Genomic DNA, 20,226 nt, shown 5'->3' on the forward strand with positions numbered 1-20,226 from the left:
GAAAGCAGAATTTCAAAAATTTCAAAGTGATCAAGCTCATAAAACGCATCAACAAAAAGCTGAAGCATTTAGGAGTGGTACAACAGCTGCTGCTAAAAAACAAAGAAAAGAAGATTATAGGACAGGTGGGTGGGGTAAATAATTAAATTATAATTTTATTGCGTTAATTGGTACTGTCTACTATTTTAAACGTATGTCTATACTTCATGCCACAATCTTAACCGTTTTTCCTGAAATGTTTCCTGGAACTCTAGGATATTCTTTAGCAGGACAAGCACTAAATAAAAATATTTGGTCATATGACGTTATTAATATTCGAGATTTCGGTTTAACTAAGCATAAAAATATTGATGATGAGGCTTATGGCGGTGGTAACGGGCTTATAATGCGTCCTGATGTTCTAGGCAGTAGCATAGATCATGCTCTTGCTTTAAATCCTAATGCTGAAATGTACTATCCTTCACCTCGCGGTAGAGTCTTTACCCAAAGCTTTGCTAAAGAGATGTTAAAAAATAAAAACCTCATATTCTTATGTGGACGTTACGAAGGGATTGACGAACGTGTAATTGAAGAGTATAATGTTAAAGAAATTAGTGTAGGCGACTACATTTTATCCGGCGGAGAAATACCTACCCTCACCATTCTCGATTGCTTAATTAGACTACTGCCAGGTGTTTTAATGAACCAAAACACCTTATCTTCTGAGTCTTTTGAAGAAGACGGAGCATTTAAGGGCGGGCTTGAATGCAGCCTATATACAAGACCTGCAATTTGGCGTGATCGAGCTGTACCGAGTGTTTTGTTATCCGGTAACCACAGGCTAATTAATGAATGGAAAAAAGAGCAATCACATATGATTACTAAATTACGCCGTCCGGAGTTACTTAAAGATTTATAGAGTTAAGGAGTGAAAAAATGAATATTATTGACCGCTTTGAACAGGAAAATATTTCAAAGCGTACTGCAAATAAAAAAATTCCTGATTTTGAAGCCGGCGATACAGTTAAGGTAACTGTTAAAATTATTGATAGATCGATTGAGAAAGACGGTAAGGAAAAATTAACGGAAAGATTTCAAGCCTATGAAGGTGTAGTTATCGCAAAAAGAAATCGCGGTATTACTTCATCTTTCTTAGTACGTAAAATTAGCCACGGTGAAGGAGTCGAAAGACGCTTTATGATTTACTCGCCGATAGTACACTCTATTGATGTAGTAAAATACGGAGTAGTTCGTCGTGCTAAACTTTATTATTTAAGAAATAGAAGCGGTAAGTCGGCTAGAATTAAAGAGAGACATATCCCTATTGCTAAAACTAAGGCAGCAAAAGCTTAAATATATTTGTATCTCTTATGTCATTACTGCGAAAGAGTGCATTGCTACGTGAATACTAAATACATCATTGCAAGCAGCCGTAGGCTGCGTGGCAATCTCATGAAATAATAACAAACTCCTGAGATTGCTTCGCCAATTACTTCGTAATTTCCTCGCAATGACGTATGCCTCAAATCCCTAAAGTATCTCTATAAAGCTCAAGCATAGCGTCCTGCTCGGCAAGTTTATCTTTATCCAATTTCTTTAGTTTCAATATAGATTTCATAGCTTTAACATCAAATCCATGTGAAGAAGCATCTTGGAAGATATCTTTTACTTCTTGAGATAAATCAGCTTTTTCTTGTTCTAATCTTTCTATTTTGCTTATATATTGCTCTAATTGTTCTTTTACTACTACTTCTGACATAAAAAATCTATTTAACCTTTTTGAATTTACTATATAATACAAATATAATCCTTATTCAATAAAATATATAATAATGCAAATTTATCCTTTAAGACTTTTACCTAATAAAATCGATTTTGATTTTATGAATTTTAAAAAAGTTAGCTACACTTTCTCAATTATTTTATCACTCATTAGCTTTATTTGGATCGGTATATATAAATTTAATTTCGGTATTGATTTTGCCGGCGGTATAGTTATTGAAGTAAGGCTTGATCAAGCTCCTGATTTGCCAAAAATGCGTGGGGTTCTAGGCAAGCTTGGAATAGGTGAGGTGGTCTTACAGAATTTCGGTAGTGAGCGTGATTTATCAATTAGATTCGGTAGTAGTAGTGAAGAAAATCTCATGAAAAATATTGAGTTAATTAAAGCATCTTTGCAAAGTAATTTTCCGTATAAGTTTGAATATCGTAAGGTAGATTTTGTTGGTCCGCAAGTCGGTAGGCAGCTAATAGAAGCGGGAGCTATGGCGATGCTATTCTCTTTCCTAGCGATTATGGTTTATATTTGGGTGCGTTTTGAGTGGTATTTCGGTCTTGGTATACTTATCGCCTTAGTGCATGACGTAATACTCGCTCTTGGGTTTATGAGTATGACAAAGCTTGATTTTAACTTAAGTACTATTGCTGCAGTGTTAACTATTATAGGTTATTCCGTTAATGATTCGGTAGTAATATATGATAGGATTAGAGAAAATTTACGTAAATATCATAAAAAAAATATCACGGAAATTATAAATTTAAGTATTAATGAGACTTTATCAAGAACTATTTTAACTGTCATTACCACGCTACTTGCCAATTTAGCCCTTATTCTTTTTGGCGGTGAGGCAATCCGTAGTTTTAGCGTACTTGTATTTTTTGGGATAATAGCCGGTACTTATTCCTCAATTTTTATCTCTGCTCCGATACTTACAATGTTTGTTAATAGGAAGTTTAATAAAAAAGTAATAGAAAGGTAAAGAATAGTCATTGTGAGCAGGCATTGTTGCGTGGACTGGCTTCATTGTCATTGCGAATGGCCGTAGGCTGCATGACAATCTCAGGATTTTGGCACGAGATTGCTTCGTCAAAATTTTCAATTTTTCCTCGCAATGACGTTTTTAAGCCATAACGAGAATAGTTTATGCTAAAAGAAGAAGACAAAATTTTTACTAACCTGCATGGGCAGCAAAGCCATGATTTGAAATCTAGCAAGAAGCGAGGCGATTGGGAGAATACTAAAGCTTTGCTTGATAAAGGTAGAGATTTCATCGTTGAAGAGGTTAAGAAATCAGGGCTTAGAGGGCGAGGAGGTGCCGGATTTTCTACCGGTATGAAATGGTCATTTATGCCTAAAAATTTAGAGAAATCTTGCTATTTAGTAGTAAATGCCGACGAGTCTGAGCCTGGCACTTGTAAGGATCGTGATATATTAAGGTTTGAGCCGCACAAATTAATAGAAGGTTGCTTGCTTGCAAGCTTTGCTATAGGAGCGAATAATTGTTATATCTATATTAGAGGTGAGTTTTATAATGAAGCATCTAATATTCAGCGTGCCTTAGATGAAGCCTATAAAGAAGGGTTAATAGGAAAGAATGCTTGCGGTTCGGGCTTTGATTGTAATATTTATTTACATCGTGGGGCGGGTGCTTATATTTGTGGCGAAGAAACGGCATTGCTTGAAAGCTTAGAGGGCAAAAAAGGTATGCCTCGTTTAAAGCCGCCTTTTCCTGCCGGCTTTGGGTTATATGGCTGCCCGACTACTATAAATAATGTTGAGTCTATTGCAGTAGTGCCAACCATTTTAAGACGAGGAGCTAGCTGGTTTGCTGGTATAGGTAAACCTAACAATACGGGAACTAAGATTTTCTGCATATCAGGGCATGTTAACAAGCCTTGTAATGTTGAGGAAGCAATGGGCATTTCGTTAAAAGAATTGATTGAGAAATATGCGGGTGGTGTTCGTGGTGGATGGGATAATCTTAAAGCCATAATCCCGGGCGGTTCTTCCGTGCCTTTACTTCCTAAGTCATTATGTGAAGTAGATATGGATTTTGATAGTTTAAGAACCGCAGGTTCTGGACTTGGTACAGGCGGTATTATAGTGATGGATAAATCTACCGATATTATTTATGCAATAGCAAGGCTTAGTAAATTTTACATGCATGAATCTTGCGGGCAATGTACTCCTTGCCGTGAGGGTACGGGCTGGATGTGGCGAGTCATGATGCGGCTAGTTAAAGGTAATGCCAAAAAATCTGAGATAGACGAACTCCTTAACGTTACGAAAGAAATAGAGGGGCATACTATCTGTGCTTTAGGTGATGCGGCAGCTTGGCCGATTCAAGGGCTGATACGCCATTTTAGAAGCGAGATTGAGGCGAGGATAAAGAGTCTATAGCGTGGTTTGACTTTATCGTCATTGCGAGGAGATATTGCCTGCGTGGATACTAAGCTGTCATTGCGAGCGACTGAAAGGAGAAAGGAGCGTGGCAATCTCATGAAATAATAACAAACTCCTGAGATTGCTTAGTCAATTACTTTGTAATTTCCTCGCAATGACGATTCCAATTTATAAATAATTAAGAGATTATGCAAACAGATAATACAAAATCAAACACTAATAAAACAGCTAAGCAAGAGTGGGGGTCTTTTGCTTTTGTAATATGTATTGCTTTACTTATTAGAATACTTATTATGGAGCCGTTTACAGTTCCGACCGGGTCTATGAAAGCAACCATACTTGAGAATGACTATATATTTTCTACGAAATATAGTTATGGTTATAGTAATTATTCTTTATCTTTTTTTGATTTTATTCCTCTTTTTCAAGGGCGAATATTTGCTCGTGAACCGGAGCGTGGCGATATTGTAGTTTTTCGTCCGCCTAACGATATGAGTGTTAGATATATAAAGCGTTTAATAGGGCTACCCGGCGATAAAATTCAATTGATTGATGACGTAATATATATTAACGACAAAAAAATAGAACGCACGGAAGTTGGAACTTATATAAGCGAAGAGGGAATAAAATATTTAAAGTTTAAAGAAACACTGCCAAACGGTAGAACATATTTTTCTTATAAGCTTGCTCCTATTTATGGCGTTATATATAATGATAGATACGGTAATACGGATGTTTTTTATATACCTGAAGGGAAATATTTCTTTTTAGGGGATAATAGAGATCAGTCAAATGATAGTAGAGTAAATCTTGGGTTTGTACCGTTTGAAAATTTTATTGCTAAAGCACAATTTATTTGGTTCTCAACAAAAATAACTTGGTGGGATAATGATATAGGAGTTATTAATCTAGTACTAAAGTTAAAGCCATGGATTGAATCTGTTAGGTTAAATCGAATTTTCAGAAATCTTTATAACACGGATGCGTAATGGAATCATTTGAGAAGTTAGAAAAGCTACTTAGCTATAGTTTCAAAAATAAAGAGCTTTTAATAGAGGCGTTGAGTCACCCGTCTTTAAGACAACATCACGAGTACAAGGATGATAAAGATTATGAACGATTAGAATTTCTAGGTGATGCCGTATTAAATTTAGTAATCACAGAAATTTTATTTAGAAATTTTGCAAATTATAATGAGGGGAATTTAGCTAAAATTAGATCATATTTGGTTTGCAAAGAAACAATATGCATGGTTGGAGCTAAACTTGCTTTAAAAAATTATATAATTATGACTCATGGCGAAGAAGTAGCAGGCGGGCGTGATAATCTTAATAATATAGAAAATGCCACGGAAGCTTTAATTGCAGCTATATATCTTGATAGCAATATTGAAACAATCCATGATATTATCGAGAAGTTATGGGCAGAATTTATAAAAGTTCAGAATTTAACGGATTATGACCCAAAAACTGCTTTACAAGAATGGGCTCAAGCTAGTGATCATCACCTACCTATATATCGTCTGATAAAAAGAGAAGGAGCCTCCCATTCATCGACTTTTACGGTTCTTGTAAAAGTAAAAGATTATGAACAAACAGGCACTGGTCACACAATAAAAGAAGCAGAGAAAAACGCAGCACGAAGCTTATTGCATAGACTTAAAAATGACTAATAGACATCTTGCCAAACCAGCTTATAGAGAGGAATTTAAAGGAGACACGGAAGCACTTGCCGCAGCAGCAGCGTACACACTAGTACGCGAGGAGGCGAGTACTGGATCGACGTCTAAATTACCTCTAGAAGTGAAGTTTAGGAAGATATCTAATCAGAAAACGGTATCGGTTTGTATAATCGGGCGACCTAATAGCGGAAAATCCACTTTATTAAACAGAATAATCGGTGAGAAGCTTTCAATCGTTACCCAAAAAGTTCAAACTACTAGGTCAATTATTACCGGTATTATTACCTTAAAAGATACGCAGGTAATTTTATACGATACGCCCGGTATATTTGAGCCGAAAGGGAGCTTAGAGAAAGCAATGGTAAGATGTGCGTGGTCTAGTTTGCATAGTGCAGATTTAGTTCTGTTAATTATTGATAGTCTAAAGTCGTTTGATGATATAACGCATAATATTTTAGATAAGCTTCGCTCACTTAATATTGTTCCGATATTTTTATTGAACAAAATAGACATCGAATCAAAATATCTAAATGACATTAAAGCTTTTTTAACAGAAAATCATCCTGATAGCTTGCTTTTTCCTATATCTGCTTTATCAGGCAAAAATATTGATGGATTACTTGAATATATAACAAGTAAGGCCAAAATTTCTCCTTGGCTTTATGCGGAAGACGACATAACGGATTTACCTATGCGTTTTATTGCAGCAGAAATTACAAGAGAGCAGTTATTTTTAAATTTGCAGAAAGAACTCCCGTATAAATTAACCGTACAAACCGAAAAATGGGAAGAGCTTAAAGACAAATCCGTAAAGATTAATCAAGTTATAGTAGTTTCAAGAGAGAGCTATAAAACTATAATACTTGGTAAAAACGGCTCTAAAATCAAAGAAATAGGAGCAAAATCCCGAATGCAAATGGAGAGGTTTTTTGGATTTCCTGTTCATTTATTTTTATTCGTTAAGGTGCGTGGGCTGTGGGAGAATAATCAAGAATTTTATCAGTATATGAAGATATAAAGCTGTCACCTGTGGCTTGACAGGCTTTGTTGGATGGTTTTCGATGTCATTCTCGCGAAAGCGGGCATGACATAAAAGCCATATAATAATGCCAATAAAAATAACATTAAATAATCATGATAATACTTGGGATTGATCCGGCACTTGGGAGTCTTGGATGGGCAGTAGTGGCAAAGGAGACCGCACAGTTGAAATATTTAGCTAGTGGTATTATTAGAACAAATAGTAAGGATGCAATTCATCATAGACTTGCTTTTATTAATAGTACATTAGAAAAAGTAATATTAGAATATCAACCAAATATGGCAGCGATTGAAGAAACATTTGTTAATACTAATAGTGTGACTTCTTTAAAGCTTGGATATGCTAGAGGGGCGATAATGTCGCTGATCGGTAGATATAATTTGGACATGCGAGAGTTTAAGCCAAATACGGTAAAAAAAACCGTAACAGGATATGGGCATGCAGAGAAAGACCAAATTTTGCATATGATAAAGCTTTTGCTGCCTGGCACTGCCTTAATTACCAATTCTGATGAAGCTGACGCCGTAGCGATTGCCTATACCTGCTTAGTTACAAAAAATTATTAAAATGAATCCAATAATAATATTAGTTGCCCCGCAAATGGGTGCGAATATCGGTGCTACTGCAAGAGCAATGAAGAATTTTGGTTTAAATGAGCTTAGAATCGTGGCTCCAAGAGACGGCTGGCCTAATGAGCAAGCACGTAGTAATGCAGTCGGAGCGGTTAATATTATAGATCATGCAAAAATTTTTGATAGCCTAGAGGATAGCATTAAAGACCTCGAATATTTATATGCTACTACTTGCATTAAAAGGGCTATGAATAAAGATTATGTATTTTCACAAAATTTACCTTTAGATTATCCAAATTCTGAAAAAGTCGGGATAATGTTCGGGCGGGAAAATAATGGGCTTAGCAACGAAGAAATCGCATTTGCTAATAAGATTATCACTATTAATACAACCGAATTTAGCTCATTAAACATTGCTCAAGCGGTTATTATTATATGCTATGAGTTGTTTCGTAATTCTATGCCCAGAGAGGATGTACATAACATTCAAAAATTAGCTACTAAAGAAGAAATAGAGCATTTTTTAGTAAATTTATTCGGCAAACTCGATAAAGCCGGATTCTTCAAGGCTCCCGACAAAAAAACTGCTATGCAACAAAATATCACTAATATATTTACACGTATAAATAGTTTCTCTTCCCCTGAAGTCCAAACTCTGCAAGGTATTATTAAATCTTTAAATCAATGATATTTAGTAATTTCTTAAGTTCAGGAACATAATTTCTTATTCGGTTATATATTTCATCAGCAAGCTTTTTATCGTAAGTATGAGAGGTCATATTACGATCAGTAAGCATATAAATCCATAAACTCTCATCATTTATAATACCGGCAACAAAAGCTTCCTTTTTTATCACTTCTTTAGGATAGTGAAGAACTGTGCCTTTTTGAGAAAAATATTCTTTTAAAAACTTCCAAGCGAGTTCAAAAGTCAATTCAAATCTTTGTATAGTGGCATCAATATAAGCCCTATCTTCTGTTGTCGGTTTTAAATAAACATCTTCAAGCGTCATAAAAGCTTTATGAAATTTTTCAAGTTTAAGGTTTATTTTTGACATATATAATTTTTTTTTCTTTTAATATATTTTTATAAAGTTCAGAGCTTATTTTAGTACTTTCAAACCTTACACAATCTATTTTTAAAAGCGTATCAGCATTTTCTATAATAGACATAACTTCTAGCCATTCTTGATCTGTAATATTAGGACAGATAATTGCAATATCAATATCGGAACGCTCATCGTTATCCCCTCTAGCACGAGAGCCAAAAAGCCATATTTCGTTGACAAACGGTAAAGATTTTAGCTTATTAATGAATATATATGATTGTATATCTTTATCCATATAATTACCAGCTTTTGATTAAAGATTTAATAATTTCAGCTACTCTTTCTGCTTCATTTAAGGGTTTGTAGCTATATTCTTCTAGATCAATAGCCGACTTATCAAAAATTCTTGCTATCTTCTGTTCTACTAACTGCTTTATAAAAATCTTATGCTTTGAAGAATTAAAGTTTGGTGGGCAGAATATATAAAGAGGCTTGCCGCTTGAAGCTGCTTCACTGCACATTGAGATTGAGTCGGCCGTAGAGATTATATATTTTGCCTTGGAGAGCATAGCTATATAAGGATTATAGCCTGCGTCTTCGTTCGGGTCATAAATAATTGTGGAGGACGGCATATTATTTTTAATAATTGATTTTACAGTGTGTGGTGTACGTCTACTAAAGCTAATGAAAAAAGGTATTTTTTGATTAGTATATATTTTATTTAATAATGAAGCAAATAAAACTGCTTCATCTTTATGGAAGTTAAATTTTTTATTATTCCCACCAATTATCACTGCAATAAACTGTTTAAGATTAGGATAATGTTTTTGGAGTTCCAAGTTCGCTGCGGCGAACTGTTCGGTTACGTTGTTGATAGCTCCGTTGATGGGGATGATGTTTTTAAAGTCGTCATTGCGAGGAAATACGAAGTATTGACGAAGCAATCTAGTAAAAAAGCCCTGAGATTGCTTCAGCCACTTTGTGGTTTCGCAATGACGTTGGTCATGATAAGGCAGAATAACGGCATCAAATGCATTGTAAGGAAGATTAGGCTGCATTATTTGTATTAACTTGATATCTTTAAATTTCTTTTTTAAATAAAATGCTAGTACTGCCGTTCTTCTTCCAGCGGTAATTATCATATCAGGCGGGGACTTATCCAAAAGATACTGCAATAGCTCACTTTTTATATGAATAGGATAATATTTTAGTAAAAAGTTCGGTAGCTTAGCTAAGCAATTATATTCAAGCTTAATTGTTGTATATTCTTCCGTTAATTTTTCAGCAAGTGCAATAGCCTGATGGGTATTGCCTGTTCTATCATCCGCTAATACGTGTATTTTCATTGTAAATACTTCTCTAAAGGTAATGTTAATAAGTTTGTTAGAGGTAGTGATTTATCGCAAGCCTTGGCTATTTGCGGTGTGATCGGAATTTGAGCGATTAGTGGTATGTTATATTTTTGTGATAAATGTCCGCCACTATTATTTTTAAGCATATAGCTCATATTCTCAATTATTCCCAAAATAGGTAAATTTAGTTTTTGATATAAATCTATAGAACGTATTACGTCTATTTCTGATATTTTTTGTGGTGTAGTTACGATTATTACGCCGTCTAAATGATAATTTTCTAGTATACTTAAATGAATATCACCTGTCCCCGGCGGCATATCGATAATTAAATAATCTAAATTATCCCATTTTGTTACCGATAATAATTGATAAATAGTCTTACTCGCCATAGGACCACGCCAAATAATTGCCGAGTGGTCTTTAACGAAGAAGCCTATAGATATAATTGCGATGCTTTGAACAAGTACCGGTATTATTCGTCCATCTTTCGTTTGCGGTACTTCGTTAATGCCGAATATATGCGGAATTGACGGACCGTAAATATCTGCATCTACTATCCCGACTCGGTAATTTGCTAGACTTAACTGCTGAGCGATAAGAGCCGATATTGTAGATTTCCCGACTCCGCCTTTACCTGACGCTACTAAGATAATTTTTTTTACATTTTCTACAAAATGTTTTGGTTTTTGAACTTTTTCCTCCATCGGCTTACTTTTGGTAAAAACAATTGTTATTTTATTTACTTCCGAAATCTCGTTAAGTTTATTAATTGCCTTAAGTCTAATTTCTTCGGCTTCTAACTTGTTTTTACCTGATATATCTATTGAGAAACCGATATTATTACCTTTAATTATAATATCCGATATAACTTCATTTAAAAAAGTACCGTCTTTAAAGGTAATATGCTGAATTTTATCTATAATTTGTCGTTGGTGTAAATTCGCCATAATTAAATTTCCTTTTTAAAGCTGTTTAAGCTCGTAACTTGACGTTATATACTATAATATATATAATTATCTCATCTTTAAAATAATATAAAACAACAAAGCAAATGCTTAATAAAAAATATATCTCAATTTTAAAAAAATCCCCATGGAAAGATTTTGATTCTGATAAAGAAGATAACATATTTACAAGACCGCGTAAAAATCAATTTAATTTTGATCAATTTCAATGCCCGTTTAATTTCAATGCTAAAACAATAATTTTAGCTGTTGTCGCAGTGGTTACTTTATGGCTCGCTTCGGGTATTTATGAAATAAAAGAAGGTGAAGAAGCAGCGGTAATAAGATTTGGGCGTTTTGTGCGTAAGGGCTACCCCGGGCTTAATTATCATTTACCGGCGCCTTTTGAAAAGATAATAGTTGAGAAAGTTAAACAATCACGTCGGATTGAGATTGGTTATCGTACAAATAGCTCTCTGCGTAGCGGTGGCGATAATACTAAAAATATTGCTGGTGAAAGTATAATGCTCACCGGTGATGAAAATATCATTGCTTTAAATTGTGACGTAATGTGGCATATTAATAATCTTGAAGATTTTATTTTTAACGTACAAAGACCTGCAGAAACAGTAAAAGCAACAGTCGAGAGTGCCGTTAGGGAAGTCATAGGCAATACTCCTATTTCTTGGGTATTATCTGATCAAAAACAGGAGATTACTTATAAAATAGAGAAATTAGCACAGAAGATATTGGATAGTTATAATGCTGGCGTTATGATTGAGAAAGTACAATTATTAAAAGCCGAGCCGCCTGCCGAAGTAATAGACGCTTATAGAGACGTGCAAACTTCAAAAGCAGATAAAGAAAAAGAAATAAATCAAGCTCAAGCCTATAATAATAAGATTTTGCCGGAAGCTAGAGGAGCGGCTGCAAAGATTATACAAGAGGCAGAAGGTTATAGAGCAGAAGTTATATCGAAAGCAGAAGGTGATAGCCAAAGATTTAATGCTATTTATAAACAATATGCTACAGGTAGGCAAGTAACTAGAGATAGATTATATTTAGAAGTAGTCGAAGAGATATTAGGCGGTTCAAATAAAACGATTATTAATAATGCACTACTGCCGCACATGGCTATTAAACCATAGGGGTGCTATGTCATTCCCGCTTTCGCGGGAATGACATCAAGGCTATACACAAATGACATCTAAACAACAAGGAATATTAAATGCAACAAAAGATTTATTATATAATTTTTACAATTGTTTTTGGGCTGATACTGATTTCTAGCTCCTTATTTTCAGTTGACCAACGCCAATCTGCAGTAGTATTCCAGTTTGGTGAGGCAGTTAGAACTATAGAAAATCCAGGACTGAATATTAAAATCCCGTTTATTCAAAATGTTGAATTTTTTGATAAGCGTCTTTTAGATGTTGAGGTTGAGGCAAAAGAATTAACGGCTGCTGACGGTAAACGAGTTATTGTTGATGCCTACGCCAAATTCCAAATTAATAATCCCGTAATGTTTTATAAAACGGTACATGATTATCAAGGTGTGAAAATTAGGCTGACTCGTAATCTTGAATCGTCAATGCGTAAGGTGATAGGTAAAATCTCGCTAAGTAGCCTTTTAAGTCAGGAACGTAGTAACGTAATGTTAAATATCTTAAATCAAGTGAACGGTGAAGCTAAAAGCTTCGGTATTGATGTTGTAGATGTTAGAATTTTAAGAGCAGACTTACCAAAAGAAAATAGTGCGGCTATTTATCGTCGTATGCAAACGGCACGTGAAAAAGAAGCAACCCAAATTAGAGCGGAAGGACAAGAAGAAAGCGTGCGTATTCGTTCAAAAGCAGATAAAGAAAGTAAAATAATACTTGCTAAAGCTTATAGAGATGCACAAATTATTAAAGGTGACGGCGATGAGAAAGCAGCAAAAATATATAATTCTGCTTATTCAGTTGATCCGGAATTTTATAAATTTTATAGATCACTTTTAGTATATAAAAATTCTTTAAAGAAAGAGAATACTAATTTTGTAATTTCACCGGATGCTGAAGTGTTAAAATATCTAAATCTAACTAAGTAGTATACTATTCTATCTACTTTTTATTTACTTGGAGTATATGGTTAATCTGAAAATAGTTCTTGTTATAATAGTTTTAATATCAAGTAACGTTGTTCTAGCAAAAGAAAATAGTAAGTTTTTAAAAGTAGCAGCTCAAGAAGAGAATGAATTTACGGAAATAAATTCTGCTCCTTTAAAAGTAAGTGAAGCCGCCCGTTATAGCTTTGCCGATATAGTTGAACCGTTAATTCCTGCAGTCGTTAATATTTCAACAATAGAATATGTTAATAGTAAATCAGAAAATGCCGAGAAAGATCCTCTGCAAGAAAAAGTTAATGATTTTTTAGAAAAGCTTAATATACCGCTGAATTTGGAAGAGGTTGATCAAACTCCGAAAAGTGTCCCGCTTGGTTCAGGATTTATTATTGAACCTAACGGCTTAATAGTGACAAACTATCATGTAATTGCAAATGTTGATAAAATTAATATAAAACTTGCAGATAATACCGAATTATCGGCTAAATTAATAGGTAACGATACTAAAACCGATTTAGCTCTCTTAAAAATAGATAGCGAGGAACCTCTACCTTTTGTTGAGTTTGGAGATTCAAATGATGCAAGAGTAGGAGATTGGGTTATTGCGATCGGTAATCCGTTCGGTAATCTAGGAGGTACGGTGACAAGCGGTATTATTTCTTCTAAAGGGCGGGATATCGATATAGATACGGACAATATAGTCGATAATTTTATTCAAACAGATGCTGCAATTAATAACGGTAATTCCGGTGGTCCTATGTTTAATTTGGATCAGAAAGTAATCGGCGTAAATACGGCAATTTTTTCACCGCTCGGTACTAATATAGGTATCGGTTTTGCAATACCGTCAAATACTGCAAAGCCTATAATTGAACGTCTTAAGAAAGATGGAAAAGTAAGTAGAGGACGCCTTGGAGTAACAATACAAGATTTAACCGAGGAAATTTCTGAAGGGTTAGGACTTAAAAATACTAAGGGGGTGTTAGTAGCTAAAGTACAAGCAGATGGTCCAGGTGATAAAGCGGGAATTAAAACAGGTGATATAATAATAGAGTTTGCAGATATACCGGTTAAAAATACTAAAAAATTACGTGTAATTATTGCAGATGCTCCTATTGATCAGGAAGTAAAAGTAAAAATACTTCGCGATAAAAAGGAGCTTGAATTACCTATTAAAATTACTTCGGATAATGAAGAGGTTACCAAAGATTCTACAGAAGAGACCAATAAGAAAGAAATAACAAATAAAGAAGAAAATAATTTATCTATTACTAAAAATAATATTACTTTTGGTAATTTGACTGAAGAACTAAGACAAAAATATACTATTCCTCAAGATAAAATGGGAATAGTTATAACCAATATTGATGAAGAAGAAAGTAGCTTCAAAATTGGTGATCTAATAACCAATATTAATCAGGAAAGCATAGACGATATAAGTAAGCTAGAAGAATTATATGAAAATGCTAAAAAATCAGATAAGCAAAATATTTTGCTCCTGATTGAAAGGGGTAGTAGTAATATGTTCGTACCATTGCAGGTTATGTAAGATATAGTTTTCTATGTCATTCCCGCGAAGGCGGGAATGAAAAATAACCTTAACATTGATACAAAAATTACATATTTAATCAAATAAAGCTATAAAAATAAGTTTTTTATAGCTTTTGCTGGATTCCCGCATTCGCGGGTGTGACATAGAATGTAAAAATAATACCTAAATAATTTATGAATGAAAAAATAGCAATTTTAAGTGCATATAGTTTTGTTAATATAGAAGAACCGGCGAATTTGATACCGAAACTTTTGCTTATCGGTAAAAGAAAATATGTTAGAGGTACTATTTTATTAGCTAATGAAGGTTTTAACGGTTCTTTTTCAGGTTCATATGAAAATGTAAATCTTGTACTTGAAGAATTGATAAAGCTGACCGGTCCCAAAGATGTTAACGTTAAAATAAATTATAGTGATGTTCATCCTTTTCAGAAATTGAAAGTCAGACTTAAGAAAGAGATCGTAGCAATGAACGTTGATTATTTAAATGTTGATTTGTTTAAAGGCGAATATATAGAGCCGAAAGATTGGGATGAATTTATCACAAAACAAGATGTTATAGTAATAGATACTCGAAATGATTATGAAATAGAGGTTGGTACATTTAAATCAGCAATTAATCCTAATACCAAAACATTTAAACAATTTCCTGCTTGGGTTCAGCAGAATCAAGAATTGCTCAAAGGTAAGAAAATTGCTATGGTTTGTACAGGTGGTATCAGGTGTGAAAAATCCACCAGCTTACTTAAAAGCATAGGTTATGATGAGGTATATCATTTAAAGGGTGGAATACTGCAATATCTAGAAGATACACAAAACAAGAACAATTTATGGCAAGGTGAATGTTTTGTCTTCGATGATAGGAGAGCAGTGACAGATGATTTATCGCCCGTAGAAAGACATTGGTTGCAGCGATAGATGTCGTTGACCGATTGAAACGTGTAGTATGTCATTCCCGCAGAAGCGGGAATCCAGAAAAAAGAGAGCTTTTAATTTTAAAAATTCAGTATATGTGTATTTTTTAATTACTGGATTCCCGCTTCTGCGGGAATGACATAACCCTTTTTTATTTATTAGAAATATATGACTAAAACCAAACAAGAAATTTATAATAAGCGTCCAACTTCACCGCATTTAACTATATATAAGCCGCAAATAAGTTCTATATTATCAATTTTGTATCGTATGACCGGCGTAGCTTTGTTTTTTGCGGTGTCAATCTTGGTGTGGTGGTTGATTCTTAGTAAATATGACAATAATTATTTACAGCTTGCTGAATGCTGTATTATAAAAATATGCTTAGTAGCTGTTAGCTACGCTTGGTTTTATCATTTATGTAACGGCATTCGGCATTTATTTTGGGATATCGGTTACGGTTTTTCTATAAAATTGGTTAATATCACCGGTGGGTGTGTAGTGGTAGGATCTGTATTATTAACGGTATTGTTATGGGTGTAGTAATTAAAAACGTCATTGCGAGGAGATGCGTAGCATCGACGTGGCAATCTCAGAAATAATAACAAATGCCTGAGATTGTTTGGTCAATTGCTATGCAATCTCCTCGCAATGACGAAAAGCTAAAACAAATAATGGAGAAAATTAATGGTGTATGATTTTAAAGCAGAAATTGTAAAAGCAAAAAATAGCGGTTCTGCTAAAAGCGGTTCTCATCATTGGTTATTGCAAAGAGTAACGGGGATTATATTAGCTTTATGTTCTGTGTGGCTAATATATTTTACGTTAACCAACAAAAATAATGATATAAATATTATTATGTGGGAACTTAAAAAGCCTTTTAATGTAGTAGCTTTGTTAATTACGGTGGTTATTTCGTTGTATCATGCGATGCTTGGTATGCGTGTAGTAATTGAGGATTATATCAGTTGTTACAAATTACGTAATACATTGATTATAATAGTGCAATTATTTTGCATTGTTACTATTGTAGCTTTTGTAGTAGCGCTGTTTTATAAAGGATAAAAAATTGTCATACCGCGGCTTGACTGCGGTATCCAGAAAACAATTTATAGCATTATTGTGTATTGAATTACTGGACCCCGTGGTCAAGCCATGGGGTGAAAGAGGTAGACAATTCACGTATCAAAATAGTAAAAAATTAATTTAATGACCAAAGCGTATAATATCATTCATCATAAATTTGATGTAGTAGTTGTAGGTGCAGGCGGAGCAGGTCTTCGTTCTGCATTCGGTATGGCTAAAGAAGGGCTAAATACCGCTTGTATAACTAAGCTGTTCCCAACCCGTAGTCATACTGTGGCTGCTCAGGGGGGAATTAGTGCAGCTCTTGGGAATATGGGCGAAGATGATTGGCGTTGGCATATGTATGATACGGTAAAAGGTTCTGATTGGTTAGGCGATCAGGATGCCATTGAGTATATGTGCAAAAACGCTCCCGATGCGATTTTAGAGTTAGAGCATTACGGCGTACCTTTCTCAAGAACTGAAGAGGGAAAAATTTATCAGCGTCCTTTTGGAGGAATGACAACAGAGTACGGCAAAGGAAAAGCAGCTCAGCGTACATGTGCTGCGGCAGATCGTACGGGGCATGCCATACTTCATACTTTATATCAACAGTCACTAAAACATAAAGTACAGTTTTTCGTTGAGTATTTTGCTATTGATTTATTGCTGGAAGATGGTGAATGTAGAGGCGTAGTTGCGTGGAATTTAGATGATGGTAGTCTGCATTGTTTTAGAGCTCATAATGTAGTGCTTGCAACGGGCGGATACGGGCGTGCTTATTTTTCGGCGACGTCTGCTCATACTTGTACGGGTGATGGGGGCGGCATGGCGATTAGAGCCGGTCTTCCACTGCAAGATATGGAATTTGTACAGTTCCATCCGACAGGTATATATTCGGCAGGCTGTCTTATTACCGAGGGGGCAAGAGGTGAAGGGGGATATCTCGTTAATGCAAACGGTGAGCGTTTTATGGAGCGTTATGCTCCTGCTGCAAAGGATTTAGCTTCAAGAGATGTAGTTTCAAGAGCAATGACTATAGAAATCAGAGAGGGGCGAGGAGTCGGCGAGCATAAAGATCATGTATTTTTACATTTAAATCATTTATCGCCTGAGATTTTACATAGTCGTTTGCCCGGTATCTCTGAGACGGCTAAAATTTTTGCCGGTGTTGACGTGACTAAAGAGCCGATACCGGTGCTTCCTACGGTACATTATAATATGGGTGGGATACCGACGAATTATCACGGTCAAGTCATAATCAAAGACGGTAAAAATCATAATAGCGTAGTAAAAGGGCTTATGGCAATCGGTGAAGCAGCTTGCGTATCGGTACACGGTGCTAACCGATTAGGATCAAATTCTTTGCTTGATTTAGTAGTATTTGGTAGAAGTTCTGCATTAAAAGCAGCCGAGCTTATTAAGCCTGCGAGTCCCCACAAGTCTATAAAAGAAGCAAGCCTTGAAAAAATTATAAATAGATTTGATAAAGTCCGTCACGCTAACGGTAATATTTTAGTTGCAGAGTTAAGGCTTAAAATGCAAAGAACTATGCAAAGCCATGCTTCGGTATTTAGAACTCAAGAGGTACTAGATGAAGGAGCAGGAATGATTAGTGAAATAAGAAGCAGCTATAAAGATATAAAAATTAACGATAAATCTTTAATTTGGAATAGCGATTTAGTGGAAGCCTTAGAGCTAGATAATCTACTTGATCAAGCTTTAGTAACAGTATATTCGGCAGCTGCAAGAAAAGAAAGCAGAGGAGCTCATGCACGTGAAGATTATCCTGATCGTAATGATGGGGATTGGATGAAGCATACTCTTAGCTCTATCGATGACGCAGGTAAAGTAGTTCTTGATTATAAACCTGTGACTTTAACTACTTTAACCGATGAAGTAACAGCAGTCCCGCCGGTGAAGAGAGTGTACTGATTAATGTTCTTATGTCATTCCTGCGAAAGCAGGAATCTAGAAACCTTTAATTTTATCCCGCGATCCAAAAATGTTTATTTTTTAGATATCGCGGTTAAGCCGCGGTATGACAAGAAAAAAATATATATAAAATATGTTTGAGTATTTAATAAAATTCTATCCAAAAATCTTTTTTATTATAGAGGGAACTTTGGTAACTTTAAAATATAGCGTTATTGCCGTTATATTCGGTTTAGTAATAGGGATGCTGCTCGCTATTTGTAAGGTAAATAAAAATCGTGCTTTAAGGCTTTTTGCAAATTTCTATACTTCTATTTTCAGAGGAACGCCTTTATTAATTCAATTAAGTATTATTTATTTTGCTTCACCTTATATCATAGGCATTAAATTTAGTGTGTTTATGGCGGGAGCTATTTCTTTTTCTCTTAATTCGGGAGCATATGTTTCCGAAGTAATCAGGGCAGGGATTAATGCAGTTGATAAAGGGCAGTTTGAAGCGGCTGAAGCTCTTGCTATTCCAAAGTTTTTAATAACGAAAGATATAATTCTGCCGCAAGCAGTTAAAAATATTTTTCCGTCATTAGTAAATGAGCTTGTAAATTTGATTAAAGAATCAGCCATTATTTCTATGCTTGGAGAAATGGATTTAATGCGTAGAGCACAAATTGTATCAATTGAAACATATAATTATTTTTTTCCAATGCTTATTGCTGCGTGCTGTTACTATATTTTAGTGATGTTAATCAGCTTTATAGCAAAAATAATTGAGAAAAAAATGATTGTTAATTAAAACATACTTGCTTTTATGGAAAAAGTAATTATAATTTAAGTTTAGTGTAATTTACAAATTACTTATAATTTGTATTTATAAATGATGGAAAATAAAGGGTGGAAGTATTTTTCACCCTTTAATTATCGTATATATAAGTTTTTTTTGGAGTATTTTTTTTAATGCCGACATATAATCAATTAGTACGTTTTGGGAGAAAGTCAAAACTCGTAAGACCAAATCTCCTGCCTTAGAATCTAATCCTTTTAAAAGCGGTGTTTGCCTAGTTGTAAAAACCGTTACCCCTAAAAAGCCTAACTCTGCACTTCGTAAGATTGCAACGGTGCGTTTAAGTAATAAAAGAACCGTAAATGCATATATTCCTGGTGAAAAGCATAGTGTAAAGGAACATGATAGGGTGTTAGTAAGAGGCGGTCAGGTTCCTGATCTTCCGGGGGTGAAATATCATATCGTACTTGGTGCTTATGATATTGCCGGAGTTAAAGGACGTAAGCAAGGTCGGTCACGTTACGGTGCTCCTCGTAAGCAAGTTGCAGTTACAAAAAAATAAATTATTAGTTAGAGAGAAAAAATAAAATGTCACGTCGTCATGCCGCGGAAAAGCGAGTAATTTTACCTGATATGAAATATAACAGTATTTTACTGTCAAGATTTATCAATAATATTATGAAAGAAGGGAAGAAAGCCCTTGCAGAGAAAATTGTTTATTCAGCCTTTAATAAAATTGAAAAGAAGCATAGAGTTGATCCGTATCAAACCTTTAATAATGCTATGCATAACGTGAAGCCGCATTTAGAAGTAACTTCGGTTAGGGTTGGAGGAGCTAATTATCAAGTTCCGACGCATGTTGATGAAAGAAGAGGATATGCCCTTGCTAGCCGTTGGATTATTAATGCTGCGTCAAAACGTTCTGAAAAAATGATGATTGATAAACTTGCTGAAGAGCTATTTGAAGCTTCTAATAATAGAGGCGTTGCCATTAAGAAGAAAGAAGATACTCATAAAATGGCCGAAGCTAATAAAGCTTTCTCTCATTTTAGCCCTAAAAAAATGAAATAAGG

The 20,226-nt window shown here is 34.8% G+C and carries 23 protein-coding genes and 1 pseudogene; 19 read left to right on the forward strand and 5 right to left on the reverse strand.

Annotation, left to right across the window (positions count from 1 at the left end):
- The first annotated feature begins 193 nt into the window (after positions 1–193).
- On the forward strand, positions 194–898 hold the full coding sequence (gene trmD / locus RJP_RS00830) for a tRNA (guanosine(37)-N1)-methyltransferase TrmD (RefSeq protein ID WP_014120514.1): 705 nt from the start codon (positions 194–196) through the stop codon (positions 896–898).
- 17 nt (positions 899–915) lie between these two features.
- On the forward strand, positions 916–1,332 hold the full coding sequence (gene rplS, locus RJP_RS00835) for a 50S ribosomal protein L19 (protein WP_014013863.1): 417 nt from the start codon (positions 916–918) through the stop codon (positions 1,330–1,332).
- A 169-nt stretch (positions 1,333–1,501) separates the two neighbouring features.
- Here rplS and RJP_RS00840 read toward each other — a convergent pair whose 3' ends face one another.
- Positions 1,502–1,738, reverse strand: coding sequence for a DUF2312 domain-containing protein (locus RJP_RS00840; protein ID WP_004996682.1), 237 nt, complete (start codon positions 1,736–1,738; stop codon positions 1,502–1,504).
- A gap of 73 nt (positions 1,739–1,811) precedes the next feature.
- On the opposite strand from RJP_RS00840, the gene secF reads away from it, so the two are divergent.
- The 7 genes from secF (at position 1,812) to RJP_RS00875 (ending at position 8,145) form a co-directional block, all read left to right on the forward strand.
- Positions 1,812–2,738, forward strand: a complete 927-nt coding sequence (gene secF, locus RJP_RS00845; RefSeq protein WP_014013864.1) for a protein translocase subunit SecF — start codon at positions 1,812–1,814, stop codon at positions 2,736–2,738.
- 164 nt (positions 2,739–2,902) lie between these two features.
- Positions 2,903–4,159, forward strand: coding sequence for an NADH-quinone oxidoreductase subunit NuoF (gene nuoF, locus RJP_RS00850; RefSeq protein ID WP_014120515.1), 1,257 nt, complete (start codon positions 2,903–2,905; stop codon positions 4,157–4,159).
- Between the two features lie 191 nt (positions 4,160–4,350).
- On the forward strand, positions 4,351–5,151 hold the full coding sequence (lepB, locus tag RJP_RS00855; RefSeq protein ID WP_014120516.1) for a signal peptidase I: 801 nt from the start codon (positions 4,351–4,353) through the stop codon (positions 5,149–5,151).
- Positions 5,151–5,834, forward strand: a complete 684-nt coding sequence (gene rnc / locus RJP_RS00860) for a ribonuclease III (protein ID WP_014120517.1) — start codon at positions 5,151–5,153, stop codon at positions 5,832–5,834. The genes lepB and rnc overlap by 1 nt, the downstream gene beginning before the upstream one ends.
- Positions 5,827–6,861 (forward strand): GTPase Era, encoded by a 1,035-nt coding sequence (era, locus tag RJP_RS00865; RefSeq protein WP_014120518.1) that lies wholly within the window; start codon positions 5,827–5,829, stop codon positions 6,859–6,861. Before rnc ends, era begins: the two co-directional genes overlap by 8 nt.
- A 116-nt stretch (positions 6,862–6,977) precedes the next feature.
- Positions 6,978–7,451 (forward strand): crossover junction endodeoxyribonuclease RuvC, encoded by a 474-nt coding sequence (gene ruvC, locus RJP_RS00870; RefSeq protein ID WP_014120519.1) that lies wholly within the window; start codon positions 6,978–6,980, stop codon positions 7,449–7,451.
- Between the two features lies 1 nt (position 7,452).
- On the forward strand, positions 7,453–8,145 hold the full coding sequence (locus RJP_RS00875) for an RNA methyltransferase (protein ID WP_014120520.1): 693 nt from the start codon (positions 7,453–7,455) through the stop codon (positions 8,143–8,145).
- Here the strand turns inward: RJP_RS00875 and RJP_RS00880 are convergent.
- Genes RJP_RS00880 through RJP_RS00895 form a run of 4 tightly spaced genes read right to left on the reverse strand, consistent with a single transcriptional unit; the run spans position 8,126 to position 10,808 of the window.
- Positions 8,126–8,515 (reverse strand): nucleotidyltransferase substrate binding protein, encoded by a 390-nt coding sequence (locus RJP_RS00880; protein ID WP_037215245.1) that lies wholly within the window; start codon positions 8,513–8,515, stop codon positions 8,126–8,128. The two genes, RJP_RS00875 and RJP_RS00880, sit on opposite strands and share 20 nt — an antisense overlap.
- Entirely contained in the window at positions 8,496–8,801 is a 306-nt protein-coding gene (locus RJP_RS00885) for a nucleotidyltransferase domain-containing protein (protein WP_014408212.1), read from the reverse strand. The genes RJP_RS00880 and RJP_RS00885 overlap by 20 nt, the downstream gene beginning before the upstream one ends.
- A 4-nt stretch (positions 8,802–8,805) precedes the next feature.
- Positions 8,806–9,852, reverse strand: a complete 1,047-nt coding sequence (locus tag RJP_RS00890; RefSeq protein WP_014120521.1) for a mitochondrial fission ELM1 family protein — start codon at positions 9,850–9,852, stop codon at positions 8,806–8,808.
- The gene (locus tag RJP_RS00895) at positions 9,849–10,808 is read right to left on the reverse strand and encodes an Mrp/NBP35 family ATP-binding protein (RefSeq protein ID WP_014120522.1); all 960 of its coding nucleotides are present in this window, start codon (positions 10,806–10,808) and stop codon (positions 9,849–9,851) included. Before RJP_RS00895 ends, RJP_RS00890 begins: the two co-directional genes overlap by 4 nt.
- A gap of 104 nt (positions 10,809–10,912) precedes the next feature.
- On the opposite strand from RJP_RS00895, the gene hflK reads away from it, so the two are divergent.
- The 10 genes and pseudogenes from hflK to rpsG all read left to right on the forward strand — a co-directional run bounded on the left by hflK (position 10,913) and on the right by rpsG (position 20,224).
- Positions 10,913–11,953, forward strand: coding sequence for an FtsH protease activity modulator HflK (gene hflK, locus RJP_RS00900; RefSeq protein WP_014120523.1), 1,041 nt, complete (start codon positions 10,913–10,915; stop codon positions 11,951–11,953).
- Positions 11,954–12,033: 80 nt separating this feature from the next.
- Positions 12,034–12,894 (forward strand): protease modulator HflC, encoded by an 861-nt coding sequence (hflC, locus tag RJP_RS00905; protein WP_014013876.1) that lies wholly within the window; start codon positions 12,034–12,036, stop codon positions 12,892–12,894.
- 37 nt (positions 12,895–12,931) lie between these two features.
- Positions 12,932–14,458, forward strand: a complete 1,527-nt coding sequence (locus RJP_RS00910) for a Do family serine endopeptidase (protein ID WP_024704449.1) — start codon at positions 12,932–12,934, stop codon at positions 14,456–14,458.
- Between the two features lie 176 nt (positions 14,459–14,634).
- Positions 14,635–15,378 (forward strand): oxygen-dependent tRNA uridine(34) hydroxylase TrhO, encoded by a 744-nt coding sequence (gene trhO / locus RJP_RS00915; RefSeq protein ID WP_014013878.1) that lies wholly within the window; start codon positions 14,635–14,637, stop codon positions 15,376–15,378.
- Between the two features lie 165 nt (positions 15,379–15,543).
- Entirely contained in the window at positions 15,544–15,918 is a 375-nt protein-coding gene (sdhC, locus tag RJP_RS00920; RefSeq protein WP_014013879.1) for a succinate dehydrogenase, cytochrome b556 subunit, read from the forward strand.
- A 144-nt stretch (positions 15,919–16,062) separates the two neighbouring features.
- Positions 16,063–16,440 carry a succinate dehydrogenase, hydrophobic membrane anchor protein gene (sdhD, locus tag RJP_RS00925; RefSeq protein WP_014013881.1) on the forward strand — a complete coding sequence of 126 codons (378 nt, stop codon included), beginning with the start codon at positions 16,063–16,065 and terminating at the stop codon, positions 16,438–16,440.
- A gap of 144 nt (positions 16,441–16,584) precedes the next feature.
- Positions 16,585–18,375 (forward strand): succinate dehydrogenase flavoprotein subunit, encoded by a 1,791-nt coding sequence (gene sdhA, locus RJP_RS00930; protein ID WP_014120525.1) that lies wholly within the window; start codon positions 16,585–16,587, stop codon positions 18,373–18,375.
- Between the two features lie 133 nt (positions 18,376–18,508).
- On the forward strand, positions 18,509–19,165 hold the full coding sequence (locus tag RJP_RS00935) for an amino acid ABC transporter permease (RefSeq protein ID WP_014120526.1): 657 nt from the start codon (positions 18,509–18,511) through the stop codon (positions 19,163–19,165).
- Between the two features lie 161 nt (positions 19,166–19,326).
- Positions 19,327–19,715, forward strand: a pseudogene (gene rpsL / locus RJP_RS00940) (30S ribosomal protein S12).
- Positions 19,716–19,741: 26 nt separating this feature from the next.
- Positions 19,742–20,224, forward strand: a complete 483-nt coding sequence (gene rpsG / locus RJP_RS00945) for a 30S ribosomal protein S7 (protein WP_004996646.1) — start codon at positions 19,742–19,744, stop codon at positions 20,222–20,224.
- The last annotated feature ends 2 nt before the right edge of the window (positions 20,225–20,226 follow it).

The organism is Rickettsia japonica YH (assembly GCF_000283595.1).
Lineage (GTDB): Bacteria > Pseudomonadota > Alphaproteobacteria > Rickettsiales > Rickettsiaceae > Rickettsia > Rickettsia rickettsii.

Bases quoted from the DNA above. Each gene is read 5' to 3' on its own strand.
- sdhC (WP_014013879.1), top strand. From the start codon at position 15,544: ATGACTAAAACCAAACAAGAAATTTATAATAAGCGTCCAACTTCACCG.
- rpsG (WP_004996646.1), top strand. From the start codon at position 19,742: ATGTCACGTCGTCATGCCGCGGAAAAGCGAGTAATTTTACCTGATATG.
- secF (WP_014013864.1), top strand. From the start codon at position 1,812: ATGCAAATTTATCCTTTAAGACTTTTACCTAATAAAATCGATTTTGAT.
- nuoF (WP_014120515.1), top strand. From the start codon at position 2,903: ATGCTAAAAGAAGAAGACAAAATTTTTACTAACCTGCATGGGCAGCAA.
- ruvC (WP_014120519.1), top strand. From the start codon at position 6,978: ATGATAATACTTGGGATTGATCCGGCACTTGGGAGTCTTGGATGGGCA.
- rnc (WP_014120517.1), top strand. From the start codon at position 5,151: ATGGAATCATTTGAGAAGTTAGAAAAGCTACTTAGCTATAGTTTCAAA.
- RJP_RS00910 (WP_024704449.1), top strand. From the start codon at position 12,932: ATGGTTAATCTGAAAATAGTTCTTGTTATAATAGTTTTAATATCAAGT.
- era (WP_014120518.1), top strand. From the start codon at position 5,827: ATGACTAATAGACATCTTGCCAAACCAGCTTATAGAGAGGAATTTAAA.
- trhO (WP_014013878.1), top strand. From the start codon at position 14,635: ATGAATGAAAAAATAGCAATTTTAAGTGCATATAGTTTTGTTAATATA.
- trmD (WP_014120514.1), top strand. From the start codon at position 194: ATGTCTATACTTCATGCCACAATCTTAACCGTTTTTCCTGAAATGTTT.
- RJP_RS00890 (WP_014120521.1), bottom strand. From the start codon at position 9,852: ATGAAAATACACGTATTAGCGGATGATAGAACAGGCAATACCCATCAG.
- RJP_RS00880 (WP_037215245.1), bottom strand. From the start codon at position 8,515: ATGTCAAAAATAAACCTTAAACTTGAAAAATTTCATAAAGCTTTTATG.
- RJP_RS00935 (WP_014120526.1), top strand. From the start codon at position 18,509: ATGTTTGAGTATTTAATAAAATTCTATCCAAAAATCTTTTTTATTATA.
- sdhA (WP_014120525.1), top strand. From the start codon at position 16,585: ATGACCAAAGCGTATAATATCATTCATCATAAATTTGATGTAGTAGTT.
- hflK (WP_014120523.1), top strand. From the start codon at position 10,913: ATGCTTAATAAAAAATATATCTCAATTTTAAAAAAATCCCCATGGAAA.
- RJP_RS00885 (WP_014408212.1), bottom strand. From the start codon at position 8,801: ATGGATAAAGATATACAATCATATATATTCATTAATAAGCTAAAATCT.
- hflC (WP_014013876.1), top strand. From the start codon at position 12,034: ATGCAACAAAAGATTTATTATATAATTTTTACAATTGTTTTTGGGCTG.
- RJP_RS00840 (WP_004996682.1), bottom strand. From the start codon at position 1,738: ATGTCAGAAGTAGTAGTAAAAGAACAATTAGAGCAATATATAAGCAAA.
- sdhD (WP_014013881.1), top strand. From the start codon at position 16,063: ATGGTGTATGATTTTAAAGCAGAAATTGTAAAAGCAAAAAATAGCGGT.
- RJP_RS00895 (WP_014120522.1), bottom strand. From the start codon at position 10,808: ATGGCGAATTTACACCAACGACAAATTATAGATAAAATTCAGCATATT.
- lepB (WP_014120516.1), top strand. From the start codon at position 4,351: ATGCAAACAGATAATACAAAATCAAACACTAATAAAACAGCTAAGCAA.
- rplS (WP_014013863.1), top strand. From the start codon at position 916: ATGAATATTATTGACCGCTTTGAACAGGAAAATATTTCAAAGCGTACT.
- RJP_RS00875 (WP_014120520.1), top strand. From the start codon at position 7,453: ATGAATCCAATAATAATATTAGTTGCCCCGCAAATGGGTGCGAATATC.